Source organism: Enterobacter sp. UPMP701 (genome assembly GCF_053709515.1).
The window spans coordinates 133,569-157,985 of sequence record NZ_JBSKJN010000002.1; the positions used below are offsets into that span (position 1 = coordinate 133,569).

The following is a 24,417-nucleotide window of genomic DNA, read 5'->3' on the forward strand; positions in this document are numbered from 1 at the left end:
ATAAAAGTTTAAGTTAGTTCACATGCTCTCAGAGGCCACCATGCAGCGTTCTGAAGACAACTGTTATCTGGAACATATCAATCTCACCGACAAGTCGATCTACTTTAACCGTATGAAAGATATGCCAGCGAATTACTATCACTGGCATCAATGTGTGGAAATTTTATCGGTGTCTCAGGGGGTCGGGATTGCGTTGATGGAGCATCAGCAATATACGGTCAAACCCGGGCGGATCTTTATTTTCCCGCCGGGGAAACTTCACAAGGTTTACGTCGAGCAGGACGCGCGCAATATCTACCACCGAACGACACTGCACTTTAACGGTTCCGTCATTGACCACTATCTGCGTGATTTCCCTCGTCAGCAGAAACTGCTTCGCCAGCTGTGTGGTCGAGGAGAAAAAGCCCGGGTCTTTGATGTGCACGACGTACAACCCGTCATTGAGAACGTACTGGGTCGCTTTGAAGTGCTGATGAAAAGTGAAACGTTCAGCATCAGTGACAGCGCATTTCTGGTGATGCAGCTGATCAGCCTGCTCCCCTGGCAGGAGCAGGCCACCGGGCAGAATACCTTTTCGGCGAATATTATCCGCTGGCTCGAAACCCGCTTTCATCAGCGCTGTACCCTGGAAGAGATCGCCAGCGCCATGGGGTGTTCCCGTGGACATACGTCCCGCCGATTCCACGATGAAACGGGCGGGACTATTCAGGAATATTTGATGATGAGGCGTATCCGCCAGGCGTGCGAATTATTACTGCACAGCAACGCCACGGTACGGGAGATTGCCGCACAGGTTGGCTTCTCCGAATACGCCTGGTTTATTACCTGCTTTCGCAAAAATATCGGAAAGACGCCCCTGCAGTATCGCAAGACCTACGCCTCATCATAACGTTAGCGTTGGCAGTGGGGGCACCAGTAAAACGGTCGTGAAGAGAGCGTAGTCTTCTCAATTATCCCGCCGCATCGCTCGCACTTTTTCCCCGCCCGATGAAACACCTTGAACCTGAACAGCGCCCCGTGATGCTTATTCTCATCCACCACGCCGCGCGTATTGTACGACAGCCGCGGAATATCCAGCAGCGCGTGGGATAACGCCTCCAGCTGTTCATCATTCAACTGAGACGCTTTATGTTGCGCCGCCAGCCCGACTTCCCAGAGGATCTCCACCCGCAGGTAGTTACCCAGCCCGGCCAGAAAGGCCTGGTCGAGCAACAGCCCGGAAAACTGCCGATTGCGGAATTTGGTTGATAACAACCGGGCTTTGACATCGCTTGCCGTCAGGCGCATGTCCAGCACGTCCGGCCCGACCCGCAGCAGAAACGGGTGCGTAAGCAGCTGCTCCGGCGTTAACATTTCGATATCCGACGCGCTGTACAGCAGGATCGCCTTATCGGCCGTTTGCAGCCTGACGCGCAGCACGCGGGTGGTTTGCGGCTGCTCGTCCGCCTCCACCACTCGCCAGACGCCGTAAAGCTGGTTATGGCTATATAACGTCAGGTTATGGGAAAAGTGCGTCAGTAAGGCTTTGCCGCGCGTTTCAATATGGGTCACCGTCTGCCCCACCAGCTGCGATTCAAACGGTTTTAGCTGAGGAAAAGCAAACCAGACATCTGTCAACGGTTTGCCCTTTATCGCCGCCTCCAGGCTATCCGCCGCGCGGCGGATCTCCGGACCTTCAGGCATGTTATTGTCCTTTTATGATTCGTCTGCGCTGACAAGAATGCCCTCTTCAGCGAACGCCGCCCGGAGGCGGCGCGCGAACTGGAGCGCATGCTCGCCGTCGCCGTGTAGACACACCGTATCGGCCTGCACGTTCGCCGGTGTTCCGTCCACGGCGGTGACACGTCCAGCGCGCACCATCTCCAGCGTTTGCGCCAGTGCTTTAGCTTCGTCGGTTATCAGCGCACCGGCCTGCGTACGCGGAACCAGGCTACCGTCCGGCATGTATCCCCGATCGGCAAACACTTCCTGCCGCGTCGTCAGCCCCAGCCGTTCTCCGGCACGAATAAGCTCGCTGCCCGCCAGGCCTACCAGAATCAGCTGCGGATTGCAGTCCCGCAACGCGCGGGCGATGGCGTCCGCCAGCGCCAGCTCTTTCGCTGCCTGGTTATAGAGCATGCCGTGCGGCTTGACGTGGCGCAACACACCATTCTCAGCGCGCACTATCGCCTCCAGGGCGCCGATCTGGTAGAGCACCTGAGCGTAGACCGTCTCCGGCGGCAGATCCATCGCCGTGCGGCCAAAGTTATCCCGGTCAGGGAAGCTTGGGTGAGCCCCAATCGCGACGCCATTCTTAATGGCATTACGCACGCTCGCCAGCATGGTCTGCGCATCGCCCGCGTGAAAGCCGCAGGCGATATTGACCGAGGAGACCAGGGTCATCAGTTCCGCATCGGCGCTGCTGCCCTCCCCCAGATCCGCATTTAAATCAATCTTTACCATCAAGCCTCCACGCCAGCTGTTCCAGATAACGCTGCTGATCCTGCCGCGCCTTCAGCGCCTCTTCCAGCGAACACTGCACGAAATGAATCGGCTGACCGAGGGGGATTTGCGCCAGATGGTAGCGATCCGCTTCGATAATGCAGGCAATCCGCGGATAACCGCCGGTGGTTTGCGCGTCGTTCATCAGCACGATGGGCTGACCGTTGCCCGGCACCTGAATCACGCCTGGCAGCAGGCCATGGGAAAGCAGCTCCCGGTCCGTCGTGCGGGTCAGCGGCTGCCCCTGCAGGCGGTAACCCATGCGGTTACTCTGTGGGCTTATCTTCCACGGCGAGCGCCAGAAAGACTCTTTCGAGGCTTCATCAAACTCCTGATATTCCGGCCCCGGTAAGGCGCGGATCACGTTTCCCCACAGCAGTTGCTTCACGCCCTGCGTGGTCGAGAAATGGCGCGTGGAGGGCTTAATCGTCAGACGATCGCCGTCGCGCAGCAGGCGCCCTTCATGACCGCCGATGCCCGCTTTTTGATCGGTACTGGATGAGCCCAGCACATCCGGCACGTCGATGCCGCCCGCTACCGCGAGGTAGCTACGCACGCCGTGGAGTGGACGTTTGAGCGTCAATCTCTGCCCGGCCTTCGCCCGCAGACGCCAGCCGGTCCACACCGCTTTGCCGTCCAGCGTGGCGTCACAGCCCGCGCCGGTTAAGGCAAACCAGGTCTCCTGGCCAAATTCAATCACGCACTGGCCCAGTGTAATTTCTAACGCCGCCGTGCTGCCTGCGTTGCCGACCAGCAGGTTGGCAATCTCCAGCGAAGGGCGGTCAAGCGCGCCGCAGTAGCTCACGCCGGACTGACGCATGCCAAAGCGCCCGGCATCCTGAACGGAGGTGTAAAGCCCCGCGCGAATAAGCGTTAACATACCCCCTCCTTCTGCGGGATAAAGCGCAGGGTATCACCCGGACGCAGGAGTATTGGCGCATCCTGTCCGGGCTCGAACAACGGCGTGGACGTGTGCCCGATAAGCTGCCAGCCGCCCGGCGAAGCGAGCGGGTAGATCCCCGTTTGCTCACCGCCAATCGCTACCGTGCCCGCCGGTACGCTCAGGCGCGGTTCGGCCCGACGCGGCGTATGCAACTGGGGCGATAACCCGCCCAGATACGGAAATCCCGGCTGAAATCCTAAAAACCAGACTACGTAATCAACCGAGGTGTGCAGCTCAACAACCTGTTTTTCCGTGAGCCCACAGTGTTCGGCTACCACGCTCAGATCGGGACCACTCGTGCCGCCATACACGACCGGGATCTCAATCGTCCGCGATTCCGGCTCCAGCGCCTCGCTCTCCTCCCACCAGCGTTGCAGACGCTCAATGGCATCCAGCGCCCCCGTGTGCGGATCACGCAGCACTACGGTGATATTATTCATACCCGGAATAGCCTCAACGACGCCCGGCATTTCAGGCAGACGCTGTGCCAGACGCCAGATACGCTTTTGCGTGGCAAGCGTCACCGGCGGTTCAAGCTCCAGAACGACTGCGGTTTCACCCAGAAGATAACAACGCGCTCGCTGCACTTAACTACCTCTCATCAGGCCGGATTAGGGATATCAATAAACGTCACATCCAGATCGGTGTTTTCCGTCAGCCACTCGCTGAGGGCGCGGATGCCGCCGCGTTCGGTGGCGTGGTGCCCCGCCGCGTAAAAATGCAGCCCCTGTTCACGAGCGGAATGAACCGTCTGCTCGGAGACTTCGCCGGTAATAAACGCATCAACACCGAAGCGTGCGGCGCTGTCGATAAAGCCCTGGCCACCGCCTGTACACCAGGCCACACGCTTCACGGTATCGGGTCCGGTGTCGCCGCACCACAGCGGACGACGCCCCAGACGCGCTTCGATCCACGAGGCCAGCTCCAGACCTGGTACCGGCATCGACAATTCGCCCCACGGCACCAGCGGCTCGATTTCACCCATCACGGTAATCCCCAACAGCTGCGCCAGCTGGACGTTGTTGCCCAACTCCGGATGCGCATCCAGCGGCAGGTGGTAACCGTACAGGTTGATGTCATTCGCCAGCAGCGTTTTCAGGCGATTGCGCTTCATGCCGCGGATAATCGGCGATTCGTTTTTCCAGAAGTAGCCATGGTGGACAATCACCGCATCGGCTTCCTGACGGACCGCCTCATCCAGTAGCGCCTGGCTTGCCGTCACGCCGGTGATAATTTTTTGCACCGTTTCGCGACCTTCCACCTGCAGGCCATTCGGGCCGTAGTCGCTGAAGGAGGCAGCGTTAAGTTTTTCGTTAATCAGGCGTTCCAGTTCACTGTTTTTCATCATCATTCTCTCAAACTTTGCGGGCGGCTTCGTACGCCGCCAGCGTGGCGACGCGCGCCTCTTTATGGTCGACAATGGGACGGGGATAGTTCAGGGTAACACGCTGTTTATCCGCCCATACCCAGGGTTCATGAATGGCTTTGGCGGGGACATCCTTAAGTTCAGGCAGCCAGCGACGGATAAACTCGCCGTCGGCGTCAAATCGTTGTCCCTGCGTGGTCGGATTGAAGATCCGAAAATAGGGAGCCGCATCCGTTCCGGTGGAGGCTGCCCACTGCCAGCCGCCGTTATTCGCCGCCAGATCGCCATCGATCAGCTGAGAGATAAAATAACGCTCTCCGGTTCGCCAGTCGATAAGCAGATCCTTCACCAGGAAGCTGGCGGTAATCATTCGCAGACGGTTATGCATCCACCCGGTTTCATTGAGTTGCCGCATAGCCGCATCAACAATCGGGAAGCCGGTGAGCCCATGCTGCCATGCCTTAAGCAGCTTCTCATTCGACTGCCACTGTACCTGTTCGGTCCAGTGAATAAAGGGCCGATGTTTACACAAATCAGGATGATACGTCATCAGATGGCGATAAAACTCACGCCAGATTAGTTCGTTCAGCCACACTGCGCCTGCCCCCCCGTCTAACGCCTGAGGCTGTTCCGCCAGCAGGCGATGTAAACACTGGCGCGGAGAGAGCGCGCCCAGCGCTAAACAGGCCGACAAGCGGCTGGTGCCTTCAATCGCGGGAAAATCCCGACGCGCGTCATATTCAGCCGCCCCCTGCTTGCAGAACTGACGCAACCGGGCGATGGCCGCTTTCTCGCTGGCGGGGAATACTGTTTCATCGAACGATTGCTGGGGATAATTCAGCCTGATCTCCGGCAGACCCGTTATCGTTTCCCCTCTTACGGCCGGGGCGGTAACGCACTCAGGCAGTCCCTCTTTCAGGCGTTTGATAAAGGCATTTTTAAACGGCGTGAAAACTTTATACATCTCGTGACTGCCGGTCATTACGCTGCCCGGCGCGAGCATCACGCTGTCATCAAAGCCTTCACAGACCACGCCCGCAAGGGTTTTCTCCAGCTGACGATCCCGCTGCTGCTCGTTGAATTCGTACTGATAGTTGTAATAAAGATGTGTTACTGCGTGCTGCTGGCAGATTGCCTGCACCGTCTGGCACTGCGCGGCAAAATCATGGGCCTCTTTATAGATCAGCGGAATGCCTTTTTCGGCCAGTGAATGTTGCAGGTCATTCAGATACGCGCTGAGTAATGCCGCTTGCCGGGGCGCCATGCCATGCTGCCGCCACTGTTCAGGCGTAGCGATAAACAGGGCCAGCACATTCGCATCTTTAGCGCGGCAGGCCGCCGCGAGAGCGAAGTTGTCGTGAATGCGTAAATCCGCGCGAAACCAAACCAGATGGGTGGGCATAAAACTCCAGGCTATTGTCCATTATGTCCGTAAGGGCGTGCCGTAAAAGGAAAAAGGCATGCATTGAACTACTTTGCCATGAAGTGTAGACGGGATGAAATAAAAAAGGCCGCCAGGGGCGGCCTTAACGCTACTTGTCCTGCGCTATCAGGGTAAAGGCAATAAACACATCCGGTTTATCACTCTTTACAACGAGTGCGCTGGCGACAATGAACGCGATGCAAAAATAGCGTTTCATTATGCGGTCCCTGCAGCTAACCGCTCCACCGTTCACCACCGGTGATAAGTCGGTGGACACAAGCCCTGACGAGAGCCTGACTTACGGTTGTGGTGACGCCTTTCCCGGGACCGGTGCCCATGTGCGAGATGGCGGAAAGGGACGCTGCATAGTAGTTGGCCCTCGCGTAAAAGGTAATCCATCGAAAAGGTTTTTAAGAATATATTTAGGGCGTTGCTGTTTGATTACTTAAGGACCCGAGATAATCTTATAAGCCTCTGACGAGGGCTTGAAAACCACCCAACGGACCGCGAATCCCGAGGGACAAAAAAACCGCCACATTGCTGTAGGCGGTTTTTTTATGGCTACGATGTCACACCGTATCAGTAGAAATCGCAGGTCGCTTTCTCGGCCTGATCCATCCACACCGGCTTCTCGCTGGTTTTCGCCCAGACGCGGTGCAGATAGCTGTAAAAACGTGCGCGATCTTTCCAGAACAACATCACCGGCAGGGCCAGCACGCCAGCCACTACGGCGAAAGCGCGACGCATGAACACGATATGAGCCGGATACTCTTTATAAAGATCCATATTTTTCTCCCCTGTAGTTGGCCGGAAACACGCTCCGGAAAATGTGAAATCTGTGACCTGGCTAAAATAATATCGCTTTGTTTGTAATTTTACTACTCATCCGACCACTTATTTTTATCCATTTAATGAATATTTACATTCCCGCCGTAATTAAGTTACAAAAAAGTTAAAGATTTACTTACCAATAGTTAAATTGTGGTTTTTGCCATTTTTATACTTTTTTTACACCCGCCCTCCTCATTTTTGCGAAATCTTTGCGCCGTAAATCCTACCGTTAGCACAACAACAAAAGTCACCCGGAGGTGGATTGTGAGTGCAGGTCTTATTGCCGGCATCGTGCTGGTGTTCCTGTTATTGGGTTATCTGGTCTATGCCCTGATTAATGCGGAGGCATTCTGATGGCTACTCAGGCGTTTTTACTTATCGCCAGCTTCTTAGTGGTATTGTTCATTCTGGCAAGGCCACTGGGTACAGGACTGGCCAGGCTTATCAACAACGTTCCCCTGCCCGGCACAGGAAGCGTTGAAAAAGGGATCTGGCGTGTTCTGGGAATAGACGATCGGGAGATGAACTGGCGTCAGTATCTGTTCGCCATTCTGCTGCTGAATATCGTCGGGCTTTTTGCGCTTCTTGCCATGCTAATGATGCAAGGAAGCCTGCCGCTGAACCCGCAACAGTTACCGGGCCTGTCCTGGCATCTTGCCCTGAACACGGCGGTCAGCTTTGTCACCAACACCAACTGGCAGTCCTATGCCGGTGAAACCACACTCAGCTACTTCAGCCAGATGGCCGGGTTAACCGTGCAGAACTTTCTTTCTGCGGCCAGCGGTATCGCGGTAATCTTCGCCCTGACGCGTGCGTTTGCGCGCCAGAAAGTGAGCACGCTGGGTAACGCGTGGGTGGATCTGACGCGCATTACGCTGTGGATCCTGCTGCCGATTGCGCTGCTGATCGCACTCTTCTTTATTCAGCAGGGCACCCTGCAAAACCTGCTGCCTTACGCGCCCTATACCTCGCTGGAAGGTGCAAAACAGCTCCTGCCGATGGGGCCAGTGGCATCTCAGGAAGCCATCAAAATGCTTGGAACGAACGGCGGCGGCTTCTTCAACGCCAACTCGTCGCACCCGTTCGAAAACCCGACCGCCCTGACCAATTTTGTGCAGATGCTGGCGATCTTCCTGATCCCCGCCGCGCTCTGTTTCGCCTTTGGTGATGTGGTCAACGATCGCCGTCAGGGTCGTACCCTGCTCTGGACGATGTCGCTGATTTTCGTGGTCTGCGTGGCGCTGGTGATGTGGGCTGAATGGAACGGCAACCCCCATTTCATGCAGCTTGGGGCGAACAGCACGGTCAATATGGAAGGTAAAGAGAGCCGCTTCGGCATTCTCGCCAGCAGCCTCTACGCGGTGGTCACCACGGCGGCATCGTGCGGGGCCGTCAATGCCATGCATGATTCTTTTACCGCGCTGGGCGGGATGATCCCGATGTGGCTGATGCAGATCGGCGAAGTGGTGTTTGGCGGCGTGGGCTCGGGTCTTTACGGCATGCTGCTGTTCGTTCTGCTGGCGGTGTTTATTGCCGGGCTGATGATTGGCCGCACCCCGGAATACCTCGGTAAAAAAATCGACGTTCGCGAGATGAAGTTAACCGCGCTGGCGATTCTGGTCACCCCTGCGCTTGTGCTGCTCGGCACCGCGCTGGCGCTGATGACCGAGGCCGGACGCAGCGGCATCTTTAATCCTGGCATTCATGGCTTCAGCGAAGTGCTGTATGCCGTCTCGTCTGCAGCCAACAACAACGGCAGCGCCTTTGCGGGCTTAAGCGCCAATTCACCGTTCTGGAACTGCCTGCTGGCGTTCTGCATGTTTGTGGGTCGCTTCGGGGTAATTGTGCCGGTAATGGCGATTGCCGGATCGCTGGTGAATAAGAAAATTCAACCGACCACCACCGGGACATTACCGACCCACGGCGCGCTGTTTATCGGCCTGCTGATGGGCACCGTTTTGCTGGTCGGCGCCCTGACCTTTATCCCCGCCCTCGCGTTAGGCCCGGTCGCGGAAACTCTCTCTTTACGCTGATTTTGCGGAGTATTTGTCATGAGTCGTAAACAACTGGCCCTGCTCGAACCGTCGTTAGTTCGTCAGGCGCTCATGGATGCGGTGAAAAAGTTGAGCCCGCGCGTGCAGTGGCGCAACCCGGTGATGTTTATCGTCTGGGCCGGAAGCGTGCTGACCACCGTACTGGCGATCGCCATGGTCACGGGCCACATGTCGGGGAATGCGATGTTTACCGGGGCCATCAGCCTGTGGCTGTGGTTTACCGTACTGTTCGCCAACTTTGCCGAAGCGCTGGCGGAAGGCCGGAGTAAAGCGCAGGCCAACAGCCTGAAAGGGGTGAAGAAGACCGCCTTCGCACGCAAGCTACGTGAACCGAAATACGGCGCGCAGATGGACCACGTTCCGGCGGATGAACTGCGTAAAGGCGATGTGGTGCTGGTGGAAGCTGGCGACATTATCCCATGCGACGGGGAAGTGATTGAAGGTGGCGCCTCGGTGGATGAAAGCGCCATCACCGGGGAATCCGCGCCGGTGATCCGTGAATCCGGGGGCGATTTCGCCTCCGTAACTGGCGGGACGCGCATTCTTTCCGACTGGCTGGTCATTCAGTGCAGCGTCAACCCGGGTGAAACCTTCCTCGACCGGATGATCGCCATGGTGGAAGGCGCACAGCGTCGTAAAACGCCGAACGAAATTGCCCTCACCATTCTGCTGGTGGCCCTGACCATCGTCTTCCTGCTGGCAACCGCGACGCTGTGGCCCTTCTCCGCCTACGGCGGCACAGCGGTCACCATCACCGTGCTGGTGGCGCTGCTGGTCTGCCTGATCCCAACGACCATCGGCGGCCTGCTATCAGCCATTGGCGTGGCCGGTATGAGCCGTATGCTGGGTGCCAACGTTATTGCCACCAGCGGACGTGCCGTCGAAGCGGCGGGTGACGTCGACGTACTGCTGCTCGACAAAACCGGGACCATCACCCTCGGTAACCGCCAGGCGTCAGATTTTTTACCCGCCCCCGGCGTGGATGAAAAAACGCTGGCAGATGCCGCACAGCTCTCTTCACTTGCCGATGAGACCCCGGAAGGCCGCAGCATCGTGATCCTCGCCAAGCAGCGCTTTAACCTGCGCCAGCGCGACGTGCAGAGCCTGCATGCCACCTTCGTGCCGTTTACGGCGCAAACCCGTATGAGCGGGATTAACATTCAGGATCGCATGATCCGTAAAGGCTCCGTTGATGCCATTCGTCGCCATATTGAAGCCAACAACGGCCATTTTCCGCCCGAGGTGGACAAGCTGGTCGAAAGCGTTGCCCGTCAGGGGGCCACGCCGCTGGTTGTGGCAGAAGGCTCGAACGTACTGGGCGTGATTGCCCTGAAGGATATCGTCAAAGGCGGTATTAAAGAGCGCTTTGCCCAGCTGCGTAAAATGGGCATTAAAACGGTGATGATCACCGGGGATAACCGACTGACCGCTGCCGCCATTGCTGCCGAAGCGGGCGTGGATGATTTCCTCTCCGAAGCGACGCCGGAAGCGAAGCTGGCGCTGATCCGCCAGTATCAGGCGGAAGGCCGTCTGGTGGCGATGACCGGCGACGGCACCAACGATGCCCCGGCGCTGGCGCAGGCCGACGTGGCGGTGGCAATGAACTCCGGCACCCAGGCGGCAAAAGAGGCGGGCAACATGGTTGACCTCGACTCTAACCCGACCAAGCTGATTGAAGTGGTGCACATCGGGAAACAGATGCTGATGACGCGCGGTTCGCTGACCACCTTCAGTATCGCCAACGACGTGGCGAAGTATTTCGCCATTATCCCGGCGGCCTTTGCGGCCACCTATCCGCAACTCAATGCGCTGAACGTGATGCACCTGCACTCTCCGGCATCGGCCATTCTGAGCGCGGTGATTTTTAACGCCCTGATTATTGTCTTCCTGATCCCGCTGGCGCTGAAAGGGGTGAGCTATAAGCCGCTGACCGCCGCCGCCATGCTGCGCCGCAACCTGTGGATTTACGGTCTGGGCGGGCTGGTAGTGCCCTTCATTGGGATCAAGGTTATCGACCTGCTGTTGACGCTGTTCGGCCTGGTTTAAAAGGTGAATCAAATGACGATGTTACGCCCCGCTATACTTCTGTTTATTCTGCTGTCTCTTATTACCGGCGGGCTGTACCCGCTGGTGACTACCGCGCTGGGCCAGTGGTGGTTTCAGGATCAGGCCAACGGCTCGCTGATTATGCAAAACGGTGAAAACCGCGGTTCGCGCCTGATTGGGCAGAACTTCACGGACGCTCGTTACTTCCAGGGACGCCCTTCCGCCACTGCCGAAAGCCCGTATAATCCGATGGCATCCGGCGGCAGCAACCTGGCGGGCAGCAATCCTGAGCTGGATAAGGCGGTAGCAGAACGCGTTGCCGCCCTGCGCGCCGCCAATCCGCAGGCCAGCCGTGACGTTCCCGTAGAGCTGGTGACCGCCTCGGCCAGCGGGCTGGACTACAGCCTGACGCCGGCCGCCGTGGCCTGGCAGATCCCGCGCGTCGCCGCCGCCCGTCAGCTGACCGTCGAACAGGTGAGCAAGCTGGTGACAGAGCACACACAAAAGCCGCTGGTCAGCTTCATCGGCATGCCCGTGGTAAATATTGTTGAGCTGAATCTGGCGCTGGACGCGCTAAGGAAAAACTAAATGACCGACGAGCCCATGCGCCCGGATCCGGACAGGCTGCTTGAACAGACGGCTGAAGCCCATCGCGGCAAACTGAAAATTTTCTTCGGGGCCTGCGCGGGCGTCGGGAAAACCTTCGCCATGCTCACAGAAGCCCAGCGGCTTCGGGCGCAGGGGCTTGATATTCTCATCGGCGTGGTGGAAACCCACGGGCGTAAAGAGACGGCATCGCTGCTGAAGGGGCTGGCTACCCAGCCGCCCCGCCGCATCAGCCACCGGGGTCGGTTAGTCACGGAGTTTGATATTGACGCTGCCCTCGCCCGCCGCCCTGCCCTTATCCTGATGGACGAACTGGCGCACAGCAATGCGCCGGGCTCACGCCATCCGAAGCGCTGGCAGGATGTGGAAGAGCTGCTTGAGGCAGGTATCGACGTTTTCACCACGGTCAACGTTCAGCATCTCGAAAGCCTGAACGACGTGGTCAGCGGCGTGACCGGCATTCAGGTGCGGGAGACGGTGCCCGACCCGTTCTTTGATTCTGCCGATGAAGTGGTGCTGGTTGACCTGCCCCCTGACGATTTGCGCCAGCGCCTGCACGAAGGCAAGGTCTACATCGCCGGCCAGGCCGAGCGCGCCATCGAACATTTCTTCCGCAAAGGCAATCTGATTGCCCTGCGCGAACTGGCCCTGCGGCGAACCGCCGACCGCGTCGACGATCAGATGCGCGCCTGGCGCGACCTGCAGGGGCAGGAACGCGTCTGGCATACGCGGGATGCCATTCTGCTGTGCGTGGGGCACGGTAGCGGCAATGAAAAACTGGTTCGCACCGCCGCTCGTCTGGCGGCAAAATTTGGCAGCGTCTGGCATGCGGTGTATGTCGAAACGCCGCAGCTACACGCTCTGCCCGAAAACCAGCGCCGCGCGATCCTGAGTTCGCTGCGCCTGGCGCAGGAGCTGGGGGCCGAAACCGCCACCCTTTCCGACCCTCAGGAAGATAAAGCCATTCTGCGCTACGCGCGGGAGCATAACCTGGGGAAAATTGTCATTGGCCGACGCCAGCATCGCCGCTGGTTTAGCCGCGAATCCTTTGCCGACAAGCTGGCCCGCCGCGCCCCGGATCTGGACCTGGTGATCGTGGCGCTGGATGATAAACCTGCTCCCCTCCCCAGCCGCACGCCGGACAGCCGTGCCTTCAGCGATAAATGGCGCATTCAGCTTCGCGGTTGCCTTGTCGCCGTCGTGCTCTGTGCCCTGATTACGGTGATTGCCAGCCAGTGGCTGATTGCCTTTGATGCTGCCAACCTGGTGATGATTTACCTCCTTGGCGTGGTGGTAGTGGCGCTCTTTTACGGACGCTGGCCATCGGTACTGGCGACGGTAGTCAACGTCATCAGCTTCGATCTGTTCTTCATTGCCCCACGCGGGACGCTCGCGGTTTCAGACGTACAGTACATCCTCACTTTTGCCGTAATGCTTACCGTCGGGCTGGTGATCGGGAATCTGACCGCGGGCGTGCGCTACCAGGCGCGTATCGCCCGCTATCGCGAACAGCGCACGCGCCATCTCTATGAGATGTCGAAATCGCTGGCCGTGGGCCGCACTCCGCTGGATATTGTGCAGACCAGCGAGCAGTTTATTCGCTCGACGTTTCATGCCAGCAACCTGATTTTACTCCCGGACGAACACGGTAAGCTGCGCCCGCTGACGTCGGCCTCGGGCATGACGCCCTGGGACGAAGCCATCGCGCGCTGGAGTTTTGATAAAGGGTTACCGGCGGGCGCAGGGACCGACACCCTGCCCGGTGTGCCCTATCAAATTCTGCCGCTGCGCAGTGCCGATAAAAACCAGGGGCTGGTGATTGTGGAGCCCTCAAACCTGCGCCAGCTGATGATCCCCGAACAGCAGCGGCTGCTCGAGACCTTCACCCTGCTGGTTGCCAGCGCGCTGGAGCGGCTGGCGCTCACCGCCAGCGAAGAGCAGGCCCGGCTGGCGAGCGAGCGGGAAAGCATTCGTAACTCGCTGCTGGCGGCGCTCTCCCACGATCTACGAACCCCGCTCACCGTCCTGTTTGGCCAGTCGGAAATCCTGACGCTGGACCTGGCGGCAGAAGGTTCAAAACACGCCCTGCAGGCCAGCGAGATCCGCCAGCACGTGCTGAATACCACGCGTCTGGTGAATAACCTCCTCGATATGGCGCGTATCCAGTCAGGCGGTTTTAACCTTAAAAAAGAGTGGCTCACGCTTGAAGAGGTGGTGGGCAGTGCCCTGAAAATGCTCGAACCCGGCCTCGGGGGGCGGCATATTGCGCTGAACATGCCCGAGCCGCTGACCTTAATTCACGTCGACGGTCCGCTGTTTGAACGGGTGCTGATCAACCTGCTGGAAAATGCCGGCAAATATGCGGGCGCCAGCGCTCAAATTGGCGTAGATGCGACGGCGGGCGATGGTACGCTTCGCCTTGACGTCTGGGATACCGGTCCGGGCATTCCTGCCGGGCAGGAATTGGCTATTTTCGAAAAATTCGCGCGCGGCAATAAAGAGTCTGCTATTCCGGGCGTTGGGCTGGGGCTGGCCATTTGCCAGGCGATTATTGACGTTCATGGCGGGACCATTTCCGCAGAGAATCGTCCGGAAGGCGGCGCGCGGTTTTGTGTTACACTTCCACTGGAAACCCCGCCAGAACTGAATGAATTACCAGAGGATTTGTGATCAACGTTCTGATTGTTGAAGATGAGATCGCCATTAGCCGGTTTCTGCGCGCTGCGCTGGAAGGCGACGGTCTGCGCGTCCATGATGCGGGTACGCTTCAGCGGGGGTTAATTGAAGCCGCGACCCGCAAGCCGGACCTGGTGATCCTCGATCTTGGCCTGCCGGACGGTGATGGCATCGATTTTATCCGCGAGGTACGTCAGTGGAGCCAGATGCCGATTCTGGTACTCTCCGCCCGTACTGAAGAGACGGATAAAATCGCGGCGCTGGATGCCGGGGCGGACGACTATCTGATAAAACCTTTTGGTATCGGCGAGCTACAGGCTCGCCTGCGCGTGGCCCTGCGCCGCCACAGCGCAACCACGCCTGCTGACCCGACCTACACGTTTGGGGATATCCGGGTTGATCTGGCCGCCCGGCGTATTGTGCGCGGTGAAGAAGAAATCCATCTCACGCCAATCGAGTTTCGTCTGCTCGCCGTGCTGCTTAATAATCACGGGAAGGTACTCACCCAGCGTCAGCTGTTAAGTCAGGTGTGGGGACCCAACGCGGTGGAGCATAGTCACTATTTACGCATATATATGGGTCATCTTCGTCAGAAACTCGAAGTCGACCCCGCGCGCCCTCGCCATTTATTAACTGAAACCGGTATCGGTTATCGGTTTATGCTTTGAATAACTATTCATTTTATTTTTAAATAATAACAAATAACCTCAGAAAATATTTCACAAATAATCCGAGGATTATTTTTAGGGTTATTCCTGCTTGTTTCAAACACTTAAAGAACAATCCATTAACTCATTATCAACAAATCAGAATTTTGATCTGCGCTATTCATCAAAAACGACTATTTATTTCTAAAATGATCGATTAATAGTGATCTTCTTCACAGTTAATCCCCTTTCCCTGGATAAAATGACCATGCTTTCAATTACTGAAAGGAAAATGAAACATGGAAAACAACAATCGTTTAATGCCCCATATAAGGCGGACAACACATATCATGATGTTTGCCCACCGAAACTGCTTTGACTTTCACCTCTTTAATGCCCGGTAGTCCTTCGACTTCTGGCGCACTCGCTTACAGGTTATCCTGAAACATCTTATTTTACAGGCCATTGCCTGTGAACTCGTGCGCTCATTCAATCAGATTCAGACTCATCCGCAACCGGACGGACTGAATTTTAATTATCCAAAAGCAATTTACTGATTTTAATCAGTGGCCACGCTTTGCTTTTTTTTCCGGAAAATTATCGATTTCTTTCTTGCAAGAAATCGAGGGGCGTTTATTACCTAAAATAAAGAGAGAAAGATGAAAAGTTTAAAAATCGCAGCCAGCCGTGCATGTCCGGACTGCTTTACTACCCAGCGTGAACTGGTGGATGTCCGCGCTTCTGATTATATTGATGTAGCCGCCATTGTTCTGGCGGTCAGCGATATTTCCGGTGGTTTACTGGACGAAATTGAAGCCACCGGGTTTGGCATTCCCGTATTTGTCGCGACGCACAAAGAAGAGTTCATCCCGGCAGACTATTTATCGCGCATTCATGGCGTATTTGAACATTCAGACACCAGCAACGACTTTTATGGGCGCCAGCTGGAAGCGGCCGCGCAGAAGTATGAAACCCAGCTGCGCCCGCCGTTTTTCCGCGCCCTTGTCGACTACGTGAAGCAGGGCAATAGCGCCTTCGACTGCCCGGGGCACCAGGGCGGCCAGTTCTTCCGCCGTCATCCTGCCGGTAATCAGTTTGTCGATTTCTTTGGCGAGACGTTGTTCCGCTCCGACCTGTGCAACGCCGACGTGGCGATGGGGGATCTGCTGATCCACGAAGGCGCGCCGTGCATCGCCCAGCAGCATGCGGCAAAAGTGTTTAACGCCGATAAGACCTACTTCGTGCTGAACGGCACCTCGTCATCCAACAAAGTGGTGCTTAACGCCCTGCTCACCCCGGGCGACCTGGTGCTGTTCGATCGTAACAACCACAAATCTAACCATCACGGTGCCCTCCTCCAGGCTGGTGCAACGCCGGTCTATCTGGAAACCGCGCGCAACCCGTACGGCTTTATCGGCGGCATTGACGCACACTGCTTTGAGGAGAGCTACCTGCGTGAACTTGTGGCCGAAGTGGCGCCTGGCCGTGCACGCGATGCGCGTCCGTTCCGTCTGGCGGTGATCCAGCTGGGTACCTACGACGGCACCATCTATAACGCCCGTCAGGTGGTGGACAAGATTGGCCATCTCTGTGATTACATCCTGTTTGACTCTGCGTGGGTCGGTTACGAGCAGTTCATCCCGATGATGGCCGACTGCTCGCCGCTGCTGCTGGAGCTGAACGAGAACGATCCGGGGATCCTGGTCACCCAGTCCGTGCATAAACAGCAGGCCGGTTTCTCGCAGACCTCACAAATTCACAAGAAAGACAGCCATATCAAAGGCCAGCCGCGCTATGTCCCGCATAAGCGGCTCAACAATGCCTTTATGATGCACGCCTCCACCAGCCCGTTCTATCCGCTGTTCGCTGCGCTGGACATTAACGCCCGTATGCACGAAGGTCAGAGCGGTCGCAACATGTGGATGGACTGCGTGGTGACGGGCATTGAGGCGCGCAAGCTGATCCTGGAGAACTGCCGATTTATTCGTCCGTTCGTGCCGGAGACGGTGGATGGCCGCCCGTGGGAAAGCTGGGACACGGCAGAGATTGCGACCGATCTGCGCTTCTTCCATTTCGTACCGGGTGAACGCTGGCACGCTTTTGAAGGTTACGCTGAGCACCAGTATTTTATCGACCCGTGCAAGCTGCTGCTGACCACGCCGGGCATTAACGCGCGCACCGGCGAATATGACGACTTCGGCGTGCCCGCCACTATCCTCGCCAACTTCCTGCGTGAAAACGGCATCGTGCCGGAAAAATGCGACCTCAACTCGATCCTGTTCCTGCTCACCCCTGCGGAGGATATGGGCAAACTGCAGCAGCTGGTCGCCCAGCTGGTGCGCTTCGAAAAACTGCTTGAGAGTAATGTGCTGCTGAAAGACGTCCTGCCCTCCCTCTACAAACAGCATCCGGAGCGTTACGCCGGTTACACCCTGCGCCAGATCTGTCAGGAGATGCATGACCTGTACGCCCGCCACAACGTGAAACAGCTACAGAAAGAGATGTTCCGCAAGTCTCACTTCCCGCGCGTGATGATGAACCCGCAAGAGGCGAACTATGCCTATCTGCGCGGAGAGGTTGAGCTGGTCTCCCTGCGCGATGCGGAAGGCCGCATTGCCGCTGAAGGCGCGCTTCCTTACCCACCGGGGGTGCTGTGCGTTGTGCCGGGTGAAGTCTGGGGCGGTTCCGTGCTGCGCTACTTTGCCGCACTGGAAGAAGGGATCAACCTTCTGCCAGGCTTCGCGCCGGAGCTGCAGGGCGTGTACGTCGAGGAGTGTGACGGTCGCAAACAGGTGCGTTGCTACGTCATTAAACAACCTGCCGCTCAGCCATCGCTGCTGAAAGGAGAAAAATTATGAGCAAGTCCAATAAGATGGGCGTGGTGCAACTGACCATCCTCACCATGGTCAACATGATGGGATCAGGAATAATCATGTTGCCCACCAAGCTTGCCGAGGTGGGGACCATCTCTATCATCTCCTGGCTGGTGACGGCTGTCGGCTCGATGGCGCTGGCGTGGGCGTTTGCCAAGTGCGGGATGTTCAGCCGTAAGTCAGGCGGGATGGGCGGCTATGCCGAGTATGCCTTTGGCAAGTCGGGCAACTTTATGGCGAACTATACCTACGGCGTGTCGCTGCTGATCGCTAACGTGGCGATTGCCATTTCCGCCGTCGGTTACGGTACGGAGCTGTTTGGCGCGACGCTCAGCCCGGTACAAATTGGGCTGGCGACCATCGGCGTGCTGTGGATCTGCACCGTGGCGAATTTCGGCGGTGCGCGCATCACCGGACAGCTCAGCAGCATCACCGTCTGGGGCGTGATTATCCCGGTTGTTGGACTGTGCGTTATCGGCTGGTTCTGGTTTAGCCCGACGCTGTACGCCAACTCCTGGAACCCGCACCACGTGCCGTTCTTTACCGCAGTGGGCTCGTCTATCGCCATGACGCTGTGGGCCTTCCTCGGTCTGGAATCCGCCTGCGCGAACGCGGAAGTGGTAGAGAATCCGGAAAAGAACGTCCCGATTGCGGTCCTCGGCGGCACGCTGGGCGCCGCGGTGATCTATATCGTCTCGACCAACGTGATTGCGGGCATCGTACCGAATATGGATCTGGCTAACTCCACGGCACCGTTCGGGCTGGCCTTCGCGCAGATGTTTACGCCGGAAGTCGGGAAAGTGATCATGGGGCTGATGGTCATGTCCTGCTGCGGCTCGCTGCTCGGCTGGCAGTTCACCATTGCGCAGGTGTTTAAATCTTCGGCTGACGAAGGCTACTTCCCGAAAATTTTCTCCCGCGTGACCAAAGCGGATGCGCCGGTGCAGGGTATGCTGGCGATTGTGATTTTCCAGAGCGGATTGTCGCTGATGACCATTAGCCCGTCGCTGAACAGCCAGTTTAACGTGCTGGTTAACCTGGCGGTGGTGACGAACATCATTCCGTACATTCTGTCGATGGCGGCGCTGGTGATTATTCAGAAAGTGGCGAAGGTGGATCCTCGCAAAGCGCGTGCGGCGAATATTGTGGCGTTGATTGGGGCGATTTACAGCTTCTATGCGCTCTACTCATCCGGTCAGGAAGCGATGCTCTACGGCGCGATGGTGACCTTTATGGGCTGGACGCTGTACGGCCTGGTGTCGCCGAGATTTGAATTGAAGAACAAACATAGTTAGGTAAAAGCAAAACGGCAACCCAGGGGTTGCCGTTTTTAGTGTTTTCTCCCTCTCCCTGTGGGAGAGGGCCGGGGTGAGGGCATCATCCCGCCCCCGAACATCACTTATGCGTTTTTCAGCACTTCGCTGACAATCTCTACCGCTTCTTTCTCAATCTGCTGACGGTGCTCAGCGCCGAGGAAGCTTTCACAATAGATTTTGTACGCATCTTCCGTACCGGATGGACGCGCGGCGAACCAGCCGTTTTCGGTCATCACTTTCAAACCACCGATAGACGCACCGTTACCCGGTGCCGCCGTCAGACGCGCGGTGATCGGATCGCCTGCCAGGGTGCTTGCGCTGACCATCTCAGGGGAGAGTTTGGACAGGGCAGCTTTCTGTGCAGAGGTCGCGCCAGCCTGAATGCGGTTATAGCTTGGCGCACCAAAGCGTGCCGCCAGCTCATTGTAGTGTTCCTGCGGGTTCTTACCGGTGACCGCGGTGATTTCCGCCGCCAGCAGGCACATGATGATGCCGTCTTTATCGGTTGACCATGGGGTGCCGTCGAAGCGCAGGAAGGATGCCCCTGCGCTCTCTTCACCGCCGAAGCCGAAGCTGCCGTCGTGCAGACCGTCAACAAACCACTTAAAGCCCACCGGCACTTCCACCAGCTTGCGGCCCAGCGCGTCGACCACACGGTCAATCATGGCGGAAGAGACCAGCGTTTTACCGACAGCCACCTCTTTGCCCCACTGCGGACGGTGCTGGAACAGGTAGTTGATAGCGACAGCCAGATAGTGGTTCGGGTTCATCAGCCCTGCCGGGGTGACGATACCGTGACGGTCGTAGTCCGGGTCGTTGGCAAACGCCAGGTCGAACTTGTCGCGCAGCGCCAGCAGGCCCGCCATCGCGCACTCGGAGGAGCAGTCCATACGGATCGCGCCGTCTTTGTCCAGGTGCATAAAGCGGAAGGTCTGATCGACGTGATCGTTCACGATGGTCAGATCCAGCTTGTAGTGCTCGGCAATGCGTTTCCAGTATTCGATACCGGAACCACCCAGCGGATCCACGCCCAGCTTCAGACCGGCTTTCTGGATAGCCGCCATATCGACGATATCCGCCAGCCCTTCGACGAACGGCTGAACCAGATCCTGCTCTTTCACGTGGCCGGAGGCCATCGCCTCATCAAGAGAAATACGTTTTACGCCCTTCAGGCCGTCGGCCAGCAGCGCGTTTGCACGATCTTCCACTACTTTGGTGACGTTGGTATCTGCCGGACCACCGTTAGGCGGGTTGTACTTGATGCCGCCGTCTTCTGGCGGGTTGTGGGATGGGGTAATAACGATCCCGTCCGCCAGCGCGCCGCCTTTTTTATTGTGCACGAGGATAGCGTTTGAAACCGCAGGCGTTGGAGTAAAACCATTGTTCTCCTGAACAATCACGTCCACTCCGTTCGCCGCCAGCACTTCCAGCACGGAAATAAACGCTGGTTCAGACAGCGCATGGGTATCTTTACCCACGTAGCACGGACCGGTAACGCCGTTTTTAGCGCGCTCTTCCGCAATGGCCTGAGCAATGGCCAGAATGTGCGGTTCGTTAAAGCTGTGGCGCGCCGCGCTACCGCGGTGGCCAGATGTACCAAACTTCACTGCGTGTTCTGCGTTGCCCACGACCGGTTTCAGCACGTAATACTGCGCGGTCAGCTGAGCGACGTTAATCAAATCGCTTTGTTGTGCAGGTTGGCCTGCACGGCTGTGATTTGCCATTACCGGGTCCTTCTGATGCAAGGGTTAAATTGTACCGCAAACCTTTTCAATCAATTCCGCCGGGAACTGCATGGACTGCATGATGTGTTCAATCATGCTGCACTTGCGGCCCGTATTGGTATTGGTGATCACCCAGTACGGAGTGCCAGGGACATGTTTAGGTTTGGTTTGATTGCCATTTTGCAGCAGCGTCTGCTCGTCACCGGCGAAATAGACGCGGGTACGGCCGTGCAGCGACTCGGTCGCTTCAGCAAACGCTTTGTTATCCAGGGAGTAAAGTGTAGACAGCACCAGCATAAAACGGTTAACCGCCTTTTTCTGCTCCGCGTATTCATCGGAGAGCAGCAGCTCGCGCATCGCGCGCACTTTATCTTTAACCGGCGTCACGGCAGGTTTGACTTGTGCAACAACGCTCGGCTGAGACACGACATCTTTGGAAGCTGGGGTGGCAGGCTGTGAAGCGGCGGAAATTTTAAGCATGCGCCGTAAAATGTCGGACGCGCTCTCCCCGATATGCCGAGTCTGGCTGGCAATATACTGATAGAGTTCGTCATCAACTTCGATTGTTTTCATCTTAATCCAGTGCGATATCTTATCTGAATACAAGTCATTGGGATTATAAGGTCAAATCCCAACAGCGGATAGCGTCAAACCAGGTTGGCGGCAAAAGTCAGATTAAACTGGAACCTTGCAGCCGGGCGGCAGAATGGTCAACATGATACCCTAACCTGACATACGTAAAAAAAGAACTTTGCCATGAAATTGAATACCCGAGCGCAAACTGCACAATCGCCGAGCAATAATTCCCCCATCGTGCTGGTTCACGGGCTGTTTGGCAGCCTGGATAATCTGGGCGTGCTGGCCCGCGACCTGGTTTCCGATCACGATATTCTCCAGGTAGATATGCGCAATCACGGGCTTTCAGGCCGCTCGGAGGAGATGACCTACGCAGCCATGGCGCAGGATCTGCGGGACACCCTCGATGCGAATAATATCCAGAAAGCGACGCTTATCGGGCATTCAATGGGCGGCAAAGCGGTGATGGCGCTCACTGCGCTGGCCCCTGAGCGAATTTCCGGGCTGGTGGTCATTGATGTTGCGCCCGTCAATTACGACGTTCGCCGTCACGATGAAATTTTCGCGGCGATCAATGCGGTGACTGAAGCTGGCGTTTCAACGCGTCAGCAGGCCGCGGCCGTTATGCGCGAGCATCTTGATGAAGAAGGCGTGGTGCAGTTTCTGCTGAAATCGTTCGTTGACGGCCAATGGCGTTTTAACGTGCCGGTGCTGTGGGACCAGTACAATAATATCGTGGGCTGGGAAACCGTCCCCGCCTGGCCGCACCCTACCCTCTTTATCCGCGGCGGCAACTCGCCTTACGTCACCGATGCGTACCGCGACGTGCTGCTGGCACAGTTCCCGCAGGCGCGCGCCCACGTGATTGCCGGGGCCGGGCATTGGGTTCACGCCGAAAAACCGGACGCCGTACTGCGCGCCATCCGCCGCTATCTCGCTGATACTGCAAATTGATTAAAAAGAGAGCGACTGGAAGACTGCGGGCTTCCAGTCGTTGGCGTGCCGTTTTTGGTGATGTATGATGGCGCGCTTATCGCCCGGGCATTAGCAGGGCGGCGTGTTTCCCCCGAAGTCTCAGAATCATGGCCAAAGAACAAACGGACCGTACGACACTAGATCTGTTCGCGAATGAGCGTCGACCGGGACGACCGAAAACGAATCCGCTTTCGCGCGATGAACAGCTGCGTATTAATAAACGCAATCAGCTTAAACGCGATAAAAATCGTGGGCTTAAGCGTGTCGAACTGAAGCTCAACGCCGATGCGGTCGATGCGCTTAATGAACTGGCGGAGGCGCGTAATATCAGCCGCAGCGAGCTCATTGAAGAGATGTTGATCGCCCAGCTAGAGACGTTGCGCAACCAGGCATAAGTCTGAAAATCCCCTTTATCGCCCTTTTCATGTAGCACAGAGTGCAGTCCTGCGCGATAGCGGTTTCCGCAGGGTTGCCTGTTCTGCTATTATTGCCCTTATCCGTGGACAATTTGCGCCACCATACCATTAAGTTTCAAGAGGTTATTTTACTCATGGCAATCATCGGCATTTTCTTCGGCAGTGATACCGGCAATACCGAAAATATCGCAAAAACTATTCAGAAACAGCTCGGTAAAGACGTTGCTGATGTGCATGACATCGCCAAGAGCAGCAAAGAAGATCTCGAGGGCTATGACATCCTGCTGCTGGGTATTCCTACCTGGTACTACGGTGAAGCCCAGTGCGACTGGGATGATTTCTTCCCAACGCTGGAAGAGGTGGACTTCAACGGCAAGCTGGTTGCCCTGTTCGGTTGTGGCGATCAGGAAGATTACGCCGAGTACTTCTGTGACGCGCTGGGTACCATCCGCGACATCATTGAGCCACGCGGTGCGGCGATTGTCGGCCACTGGCCAACGGCGAGTTACCACTTTGAAGCCTCTAAAGGTCTGGCAGATGACGACCACTTCGTTGGCCTGGCCATCGATGAAGACCGTCAGCCAGAACTGACTGCAGAGCGTGTTGAAAAATGGGTTAAGCAGGTTAGAGAAGAACTGAACCTGGACGACATCCTTAACGCCTGATTTCCTTGCGGCGCAACTCCGGTTGCGCCCGTTTTCCAGGTAAAACCGATTAAATTAATTGCTACAAACTTTTAACTTTTTCGTCCAGACCTGTACAATGTCTCCCTGGTAAAATGTGGTTTCCATTGAGCAAGTTTGTTGGTGATACCCCATTTTTATAAGCATACTTTGCCTGAGACTTGCAGTTTTCATTTAACCATGGCAGTTCTATAATGAGACGCATTATCCCAGGTGCATTTTCTGTCACTTCCTACAGAAGTGAATCGTTTAGCAACAGGACAGATTCCGCATGACTGACAACAATACCGCATTAAAGAAGGCTGGCCTGAAAGTAACGCTTCCTCGGTTAAAAATCCTTGAAGTGCTTCAGGGTCCAGACAATCACCATGTCAGTGCGGAAGACCTCTATAAACGTCTTATCGACATGGGTGAAGAGATTGGGCTGGCCACCGTTTATCGCGTGCTGAACCAGTTTGATGACGCGGGCATTGTTACCCGTCATAATTTCGAAGGCGGTAAATCTGTTTTCGAACTGACCCAGCAGCAGCACCACGATCACCTGATCTGCCTCGATTGCGGCAAGGTCATTGAATTCAGCGACGATTCTATCGAAGCGCGTCAGCGTGAAATCGCAGCTCGTCATGGCATCCGCCTGACCAACCACAGCCTGTACCTTTACGGTCACTGCGCTGAAGGTGATTGCCGCGAAAATGAACACGCGCACGACGCAAAATAAGTTAGCGTTCATACTCTGAGCCAGCCGAAAGGTTGGCTTTTTTTTGCCTTTTTTGGGCAATAA

23 protein-coding genes are annotated in these 24,417 nt (G+C 56.7%); 14 read left to right on the plus strand and 9 right to left on the minus strand.

The annotated features are described in order from the left end of the window. Nucleotides 1–40 precede the first annotated feature (40 nt). Complete coding sequence (locus tag ACWKXT_RS06150; RefSeq protein ID WP_454528785.1) at nt 41–889, plus strand: helix-turn-helix domain-containing protein; 849 nt, start codon at nt 41–43, stop codon at nt 887–889. Between the two features lie 2 nt (nt 890–891). Here ACWKXT_RS06150 and nei read toward each other — a convergent pair whose 3' ends face one another. The 7 genes from nei to ACWKXT_RS06185 all read right to left on the minus strand — a co-directional run bounded on the left by nei (nt 892) and on the right by ACWKXT_RS06185 (nt 6,999). Further along, nucleotides 892–1,683, minus strand: coding sequence for an endonuclease VIII (gene nei / locus ACWKXT_RS06155; protein ID WP_454531965.1), 792 nt, complete (start codon nt 1,681–1,683; stop codon nt 892–894). A gap of 12 nt (nt 1,684–1,695) precedes the next feature. Next, on the minus strand, nt 1,696–2,442 hold the full coding sequence (pxpA, locus tag ACWKXT_RS06160) for a 5-oxoprolinase subunit PxpA (protein WP_454531966.1): 747 nt from the start codon (nt 2,440–2,442) through the stop codon (nt 1,696–1,698). Further along, the gene (gene pxpC, locus ACWKXT_RS06165; protein ID WP_454531967.1) at nt 2,429–3,361 is read right to left on the minus strand and encodes a 5-oxoprolinase subunit PxpC; all 933 of its coding nucleotides are present in this window, start codon (nt 3,359–3,361) and stop codon (nt 2,429–2,431) included. Before pxpC ends, pxpA begins: the two co-directional genes overlap by 14 nt. Further along, complete coding sequence (gene pxpB / locus ACWKXT_RS06170; RefSeq protein WP_454528781.1) at nt 3,355–4,011, minus strand: 5-oxoprolinase subunit PxpB; 657 nt, start codon at nt 4,009–4,011, stop codon at nt 3,355–3,357. Before pxpB ends, pxpC begins: the two co-directional genes overlap by 7 nt. Nucleotides 4,012–4,025: 14 nt before the next feature. Next, complete coding sequence (locus ACWKXT_RS06175) at nt 4,026–4,769, minus strand: type 2 GTP cyclohydrolase I (protein WP_080328168.1); 744 nt, start codon at nt 4,767–4,769, stop codon at nt 4,026–4,028. A 10-nt stretch (nt 4,770–4,779) separates the two neighbouring features. Beyond that, nucleotides 4,780–6,192, minus strand: a complete 1,413-nt coding sequence (gene phrB, locus ACWKXT_RS06180) for a deoxyribodipyrimidine photo-lyase (RefSeq protein WP_454531968.1) — start codon at nt 6,190–6,192, stop codon at nt 4,780–4,782. A gap of 600 nt (nt 6,193–6,792) precedes the next feature. Continuing rightward, complete coding sequence (locus tag ACWKXT_RS06185) at nt 6,793–6,999, minus strand: YbfA family protein (protein ID WP_013097552.1); 207 nt, start codon at nt 6,997–6,999, stop codon at nt 6,793–6,795. A gap of 309 nt (nt 7,000–7,308) precedes the next feature. Here ACWKXT_RS06185 and kdpF point away from each other — a divergent pair, with 309 nt between their 5' ends. The 9 genes from kdpF to potE all read left to right on the plus strand — a co-directional run bounded on the left by kdpF (nt 7,309) and on the right by potE (nt 19,241). Then, entirely contained in the window at nt 7,309–7,398 is a 90-nt protein-coding gene (gene kdpF / locus ACWKXT_RS06190; protein WP_014069365.1) for a K(+)-transporting ATPase subunit F, read from the plus strand. Next, nucleotides 7,398–9,077 (plus strand): potassium-transporting ATPase subunit KdpA, encoded by a 1,680-nt coding sequence (gene kdpA, locus ACWKXT_RS06195; RefSeq protein ID WP_454531969.1) that lies wholly within the window; start codon nt 7,398–7,400, stop codon nt 9,075–9,077. Before kdpF ends, kdpA begins: the two co-directional genes overlap by 1 nt. 18 nt (nt 9,078–9,095) lie before the next feature. Then, nucleotides 9,096–11,144 carry a potassium-transporting ATPase subunit KdpB gene (gene kdpB, locus ACWKXT_RS06200; protein WP_454528777.1) on the plus strand — a complete coding sequence of 683 codons (2,049 nt, stop codon included), beginning with the start codon at nt 9,096–9,098 and terminating at the stop codon, nt 11,142–11,144. Nucleotides 11,145–11,156: 12 nt separating this feature from the next. Continuing rightward, complete coding sequence (gene kdpC, locus ACWKXT_RS06205) at nt 11,157–11,732, plus strand: potassium-transporting ATPase subunit KdpC (RefSeq protein WP_454528776.1); 576 nt, start codon at nt 11,157–11,159, stop codon at nt 11,730–11,732. Next, a complete protein-coding gene (gene kdpD, locus ACWKXT_RS06210) occupies nt 11,733–14,420 on the plus strand; it encodes a two-component system sensor histidine kinase KdpD (protein WP_454531970.1) in 2,688 nt (895 codons plus the stop codon). After that, nucleotides 14,417–15,094, plus strand: coding sequence for a two-component system response regulator KdpE (gene kdpE, locus ACWKXT_RS06215; RefSeq protein WP_008501074.1), 678 nt, complete (start codon nt 14,417–14,419; stop codon nt 15,092–15,094). The genes kdpD and kdpE overlap by 4 nt, the downstream gene beginning before the upstream one ends. 278 nt (nt 15,095–15,372) lie before the next feature. Further along, nucleotides 15,373–15,477 carry a leader peptide SpeFL gene (gene speFL, locus ACWKXT_RS06220; protein ID WP_003858645.1) on the plus strand — a complete coding sequence of 35 codons (105 nt, stop codon included), beginning with the start codon at nt 15,373–15,375 and terminating at the stop codon, nt 15,475–15,477. Nucleotides 15,478–15,732: 255 nt separating this feature from the next. Continuing rightward, nucleotides 15,733–17,931 (plus strand): ornithine decarboxylase SpeF, encoded by a 2,199-nt coding sequence (speF, locus tag ACWKXT_RS06225; protein WP_454531971.1) that lies wholly within the window; start codon nt 15,733–15,735, stop codon nt 17,929–17,931. Next, complete coding sequence (potE, locus tag ACWKXT_RS06230) at nt 17,928–19,241, plus strand: putrescine-ornithine antiporter (protein ID WP_238459245.1); 1,314 nt, start codon at nt 17,928–17,930, stop codon at nt 19,239–19,241. The genes speF and potE overlap by 4 nt, the downstream gene beginning before the upstream one ends. A gap of 104 nt (nt 19,242–19,345) precedes the next feature. On the opposite strand, the gene pgm is transcribed toward potE, so the two are convergent. Both pgm and seqA read right to left on the minus strand, forming a co-directional pair. After that, nucleotides 19,346–20,986 (minus strand): phosphoglucomutase (alpha-D-glucose-1,6-bisphosphate-dependent), encoded by a 1,641-nt coding sequence (gene pgm / locus ACWKXT_RS06235; RefSeq protein ID WP_116343897.1) that lies wholly within the window; start codon nt 20,984–20,986, stop codon nt 19,346–19,348. Between the two features lie 24 nt (nt 20,987–21,010). Then, nucleotides 21,011–21,559, minus strand: coding sequence for a replication initiation negative regulator SeqA (seqA, locus tag ACWKXT_RS06240; RefSeq protein WP_454528773.1), 549 nt, complete (start codon nt 21,557–21,559; stop codon nt 21,011–21,013). A 183-nt stretch (nt 21,560–21,742) separates the two neighbouring features. Between seqA and ybfF the strand changes: the two genes are divergently transcribed. From ybfF to fur, 4 genes are all read left to right on the plus strand, one after another. Next, nucleotides 21,743–22,516, plus strand: coding sequence for an esterase (ybfF, locus tag ACWKXT_RS06245; protein ID WP_454528772.1), 774 nt, complete (start codon nt 21,743–21,745; stop codon nt 22,514–22,516). A 128-nt stretch (nt 22,517–22,644) separates the two neighbouring features. Continuing rightward, nucleotides 22,645–22,932, plus strand: a complete 288-nt coding sequence (gene ybfE, locus ACWKXT_RS06250) for a LexA regulated protein (protein WP_454528771.1) — start codon at nt 22,645–22,647, stop codon at nt 22,930–22,932. A 155-nt stretch (nt 22,933–23,087) separates the two neighbouring features. Continuing rightward, nucleotides 23,088–23,618: a flavodoxin FldA gene (gene fldA / locus ACWKXT_RS06255; protein ID WP_454531972.1), complete on the plus strand. Its 531-nt coding sequence runs from the start codon at nt 23,088–23,090 to the stop codon at nt 23,616–23,618. 289 nt (nt 23,619–23,907) lie between these two features. Then, the gene (fur, locus tag ACWKXT_RS06260) at nt 23,908–24,354 is read left to right on the plus strand and encodes a ferric iron uptake transcriptional regulator (RefSeq protein WP_008501066.1); all 447 of its coding nucleotides are present in this window, start codon (nt 23,908–23,910) and stop codon (nt 24,352–24,354) included. Nucleotides 24,355–24,417 lie beyond the last annotated feature (63 nt).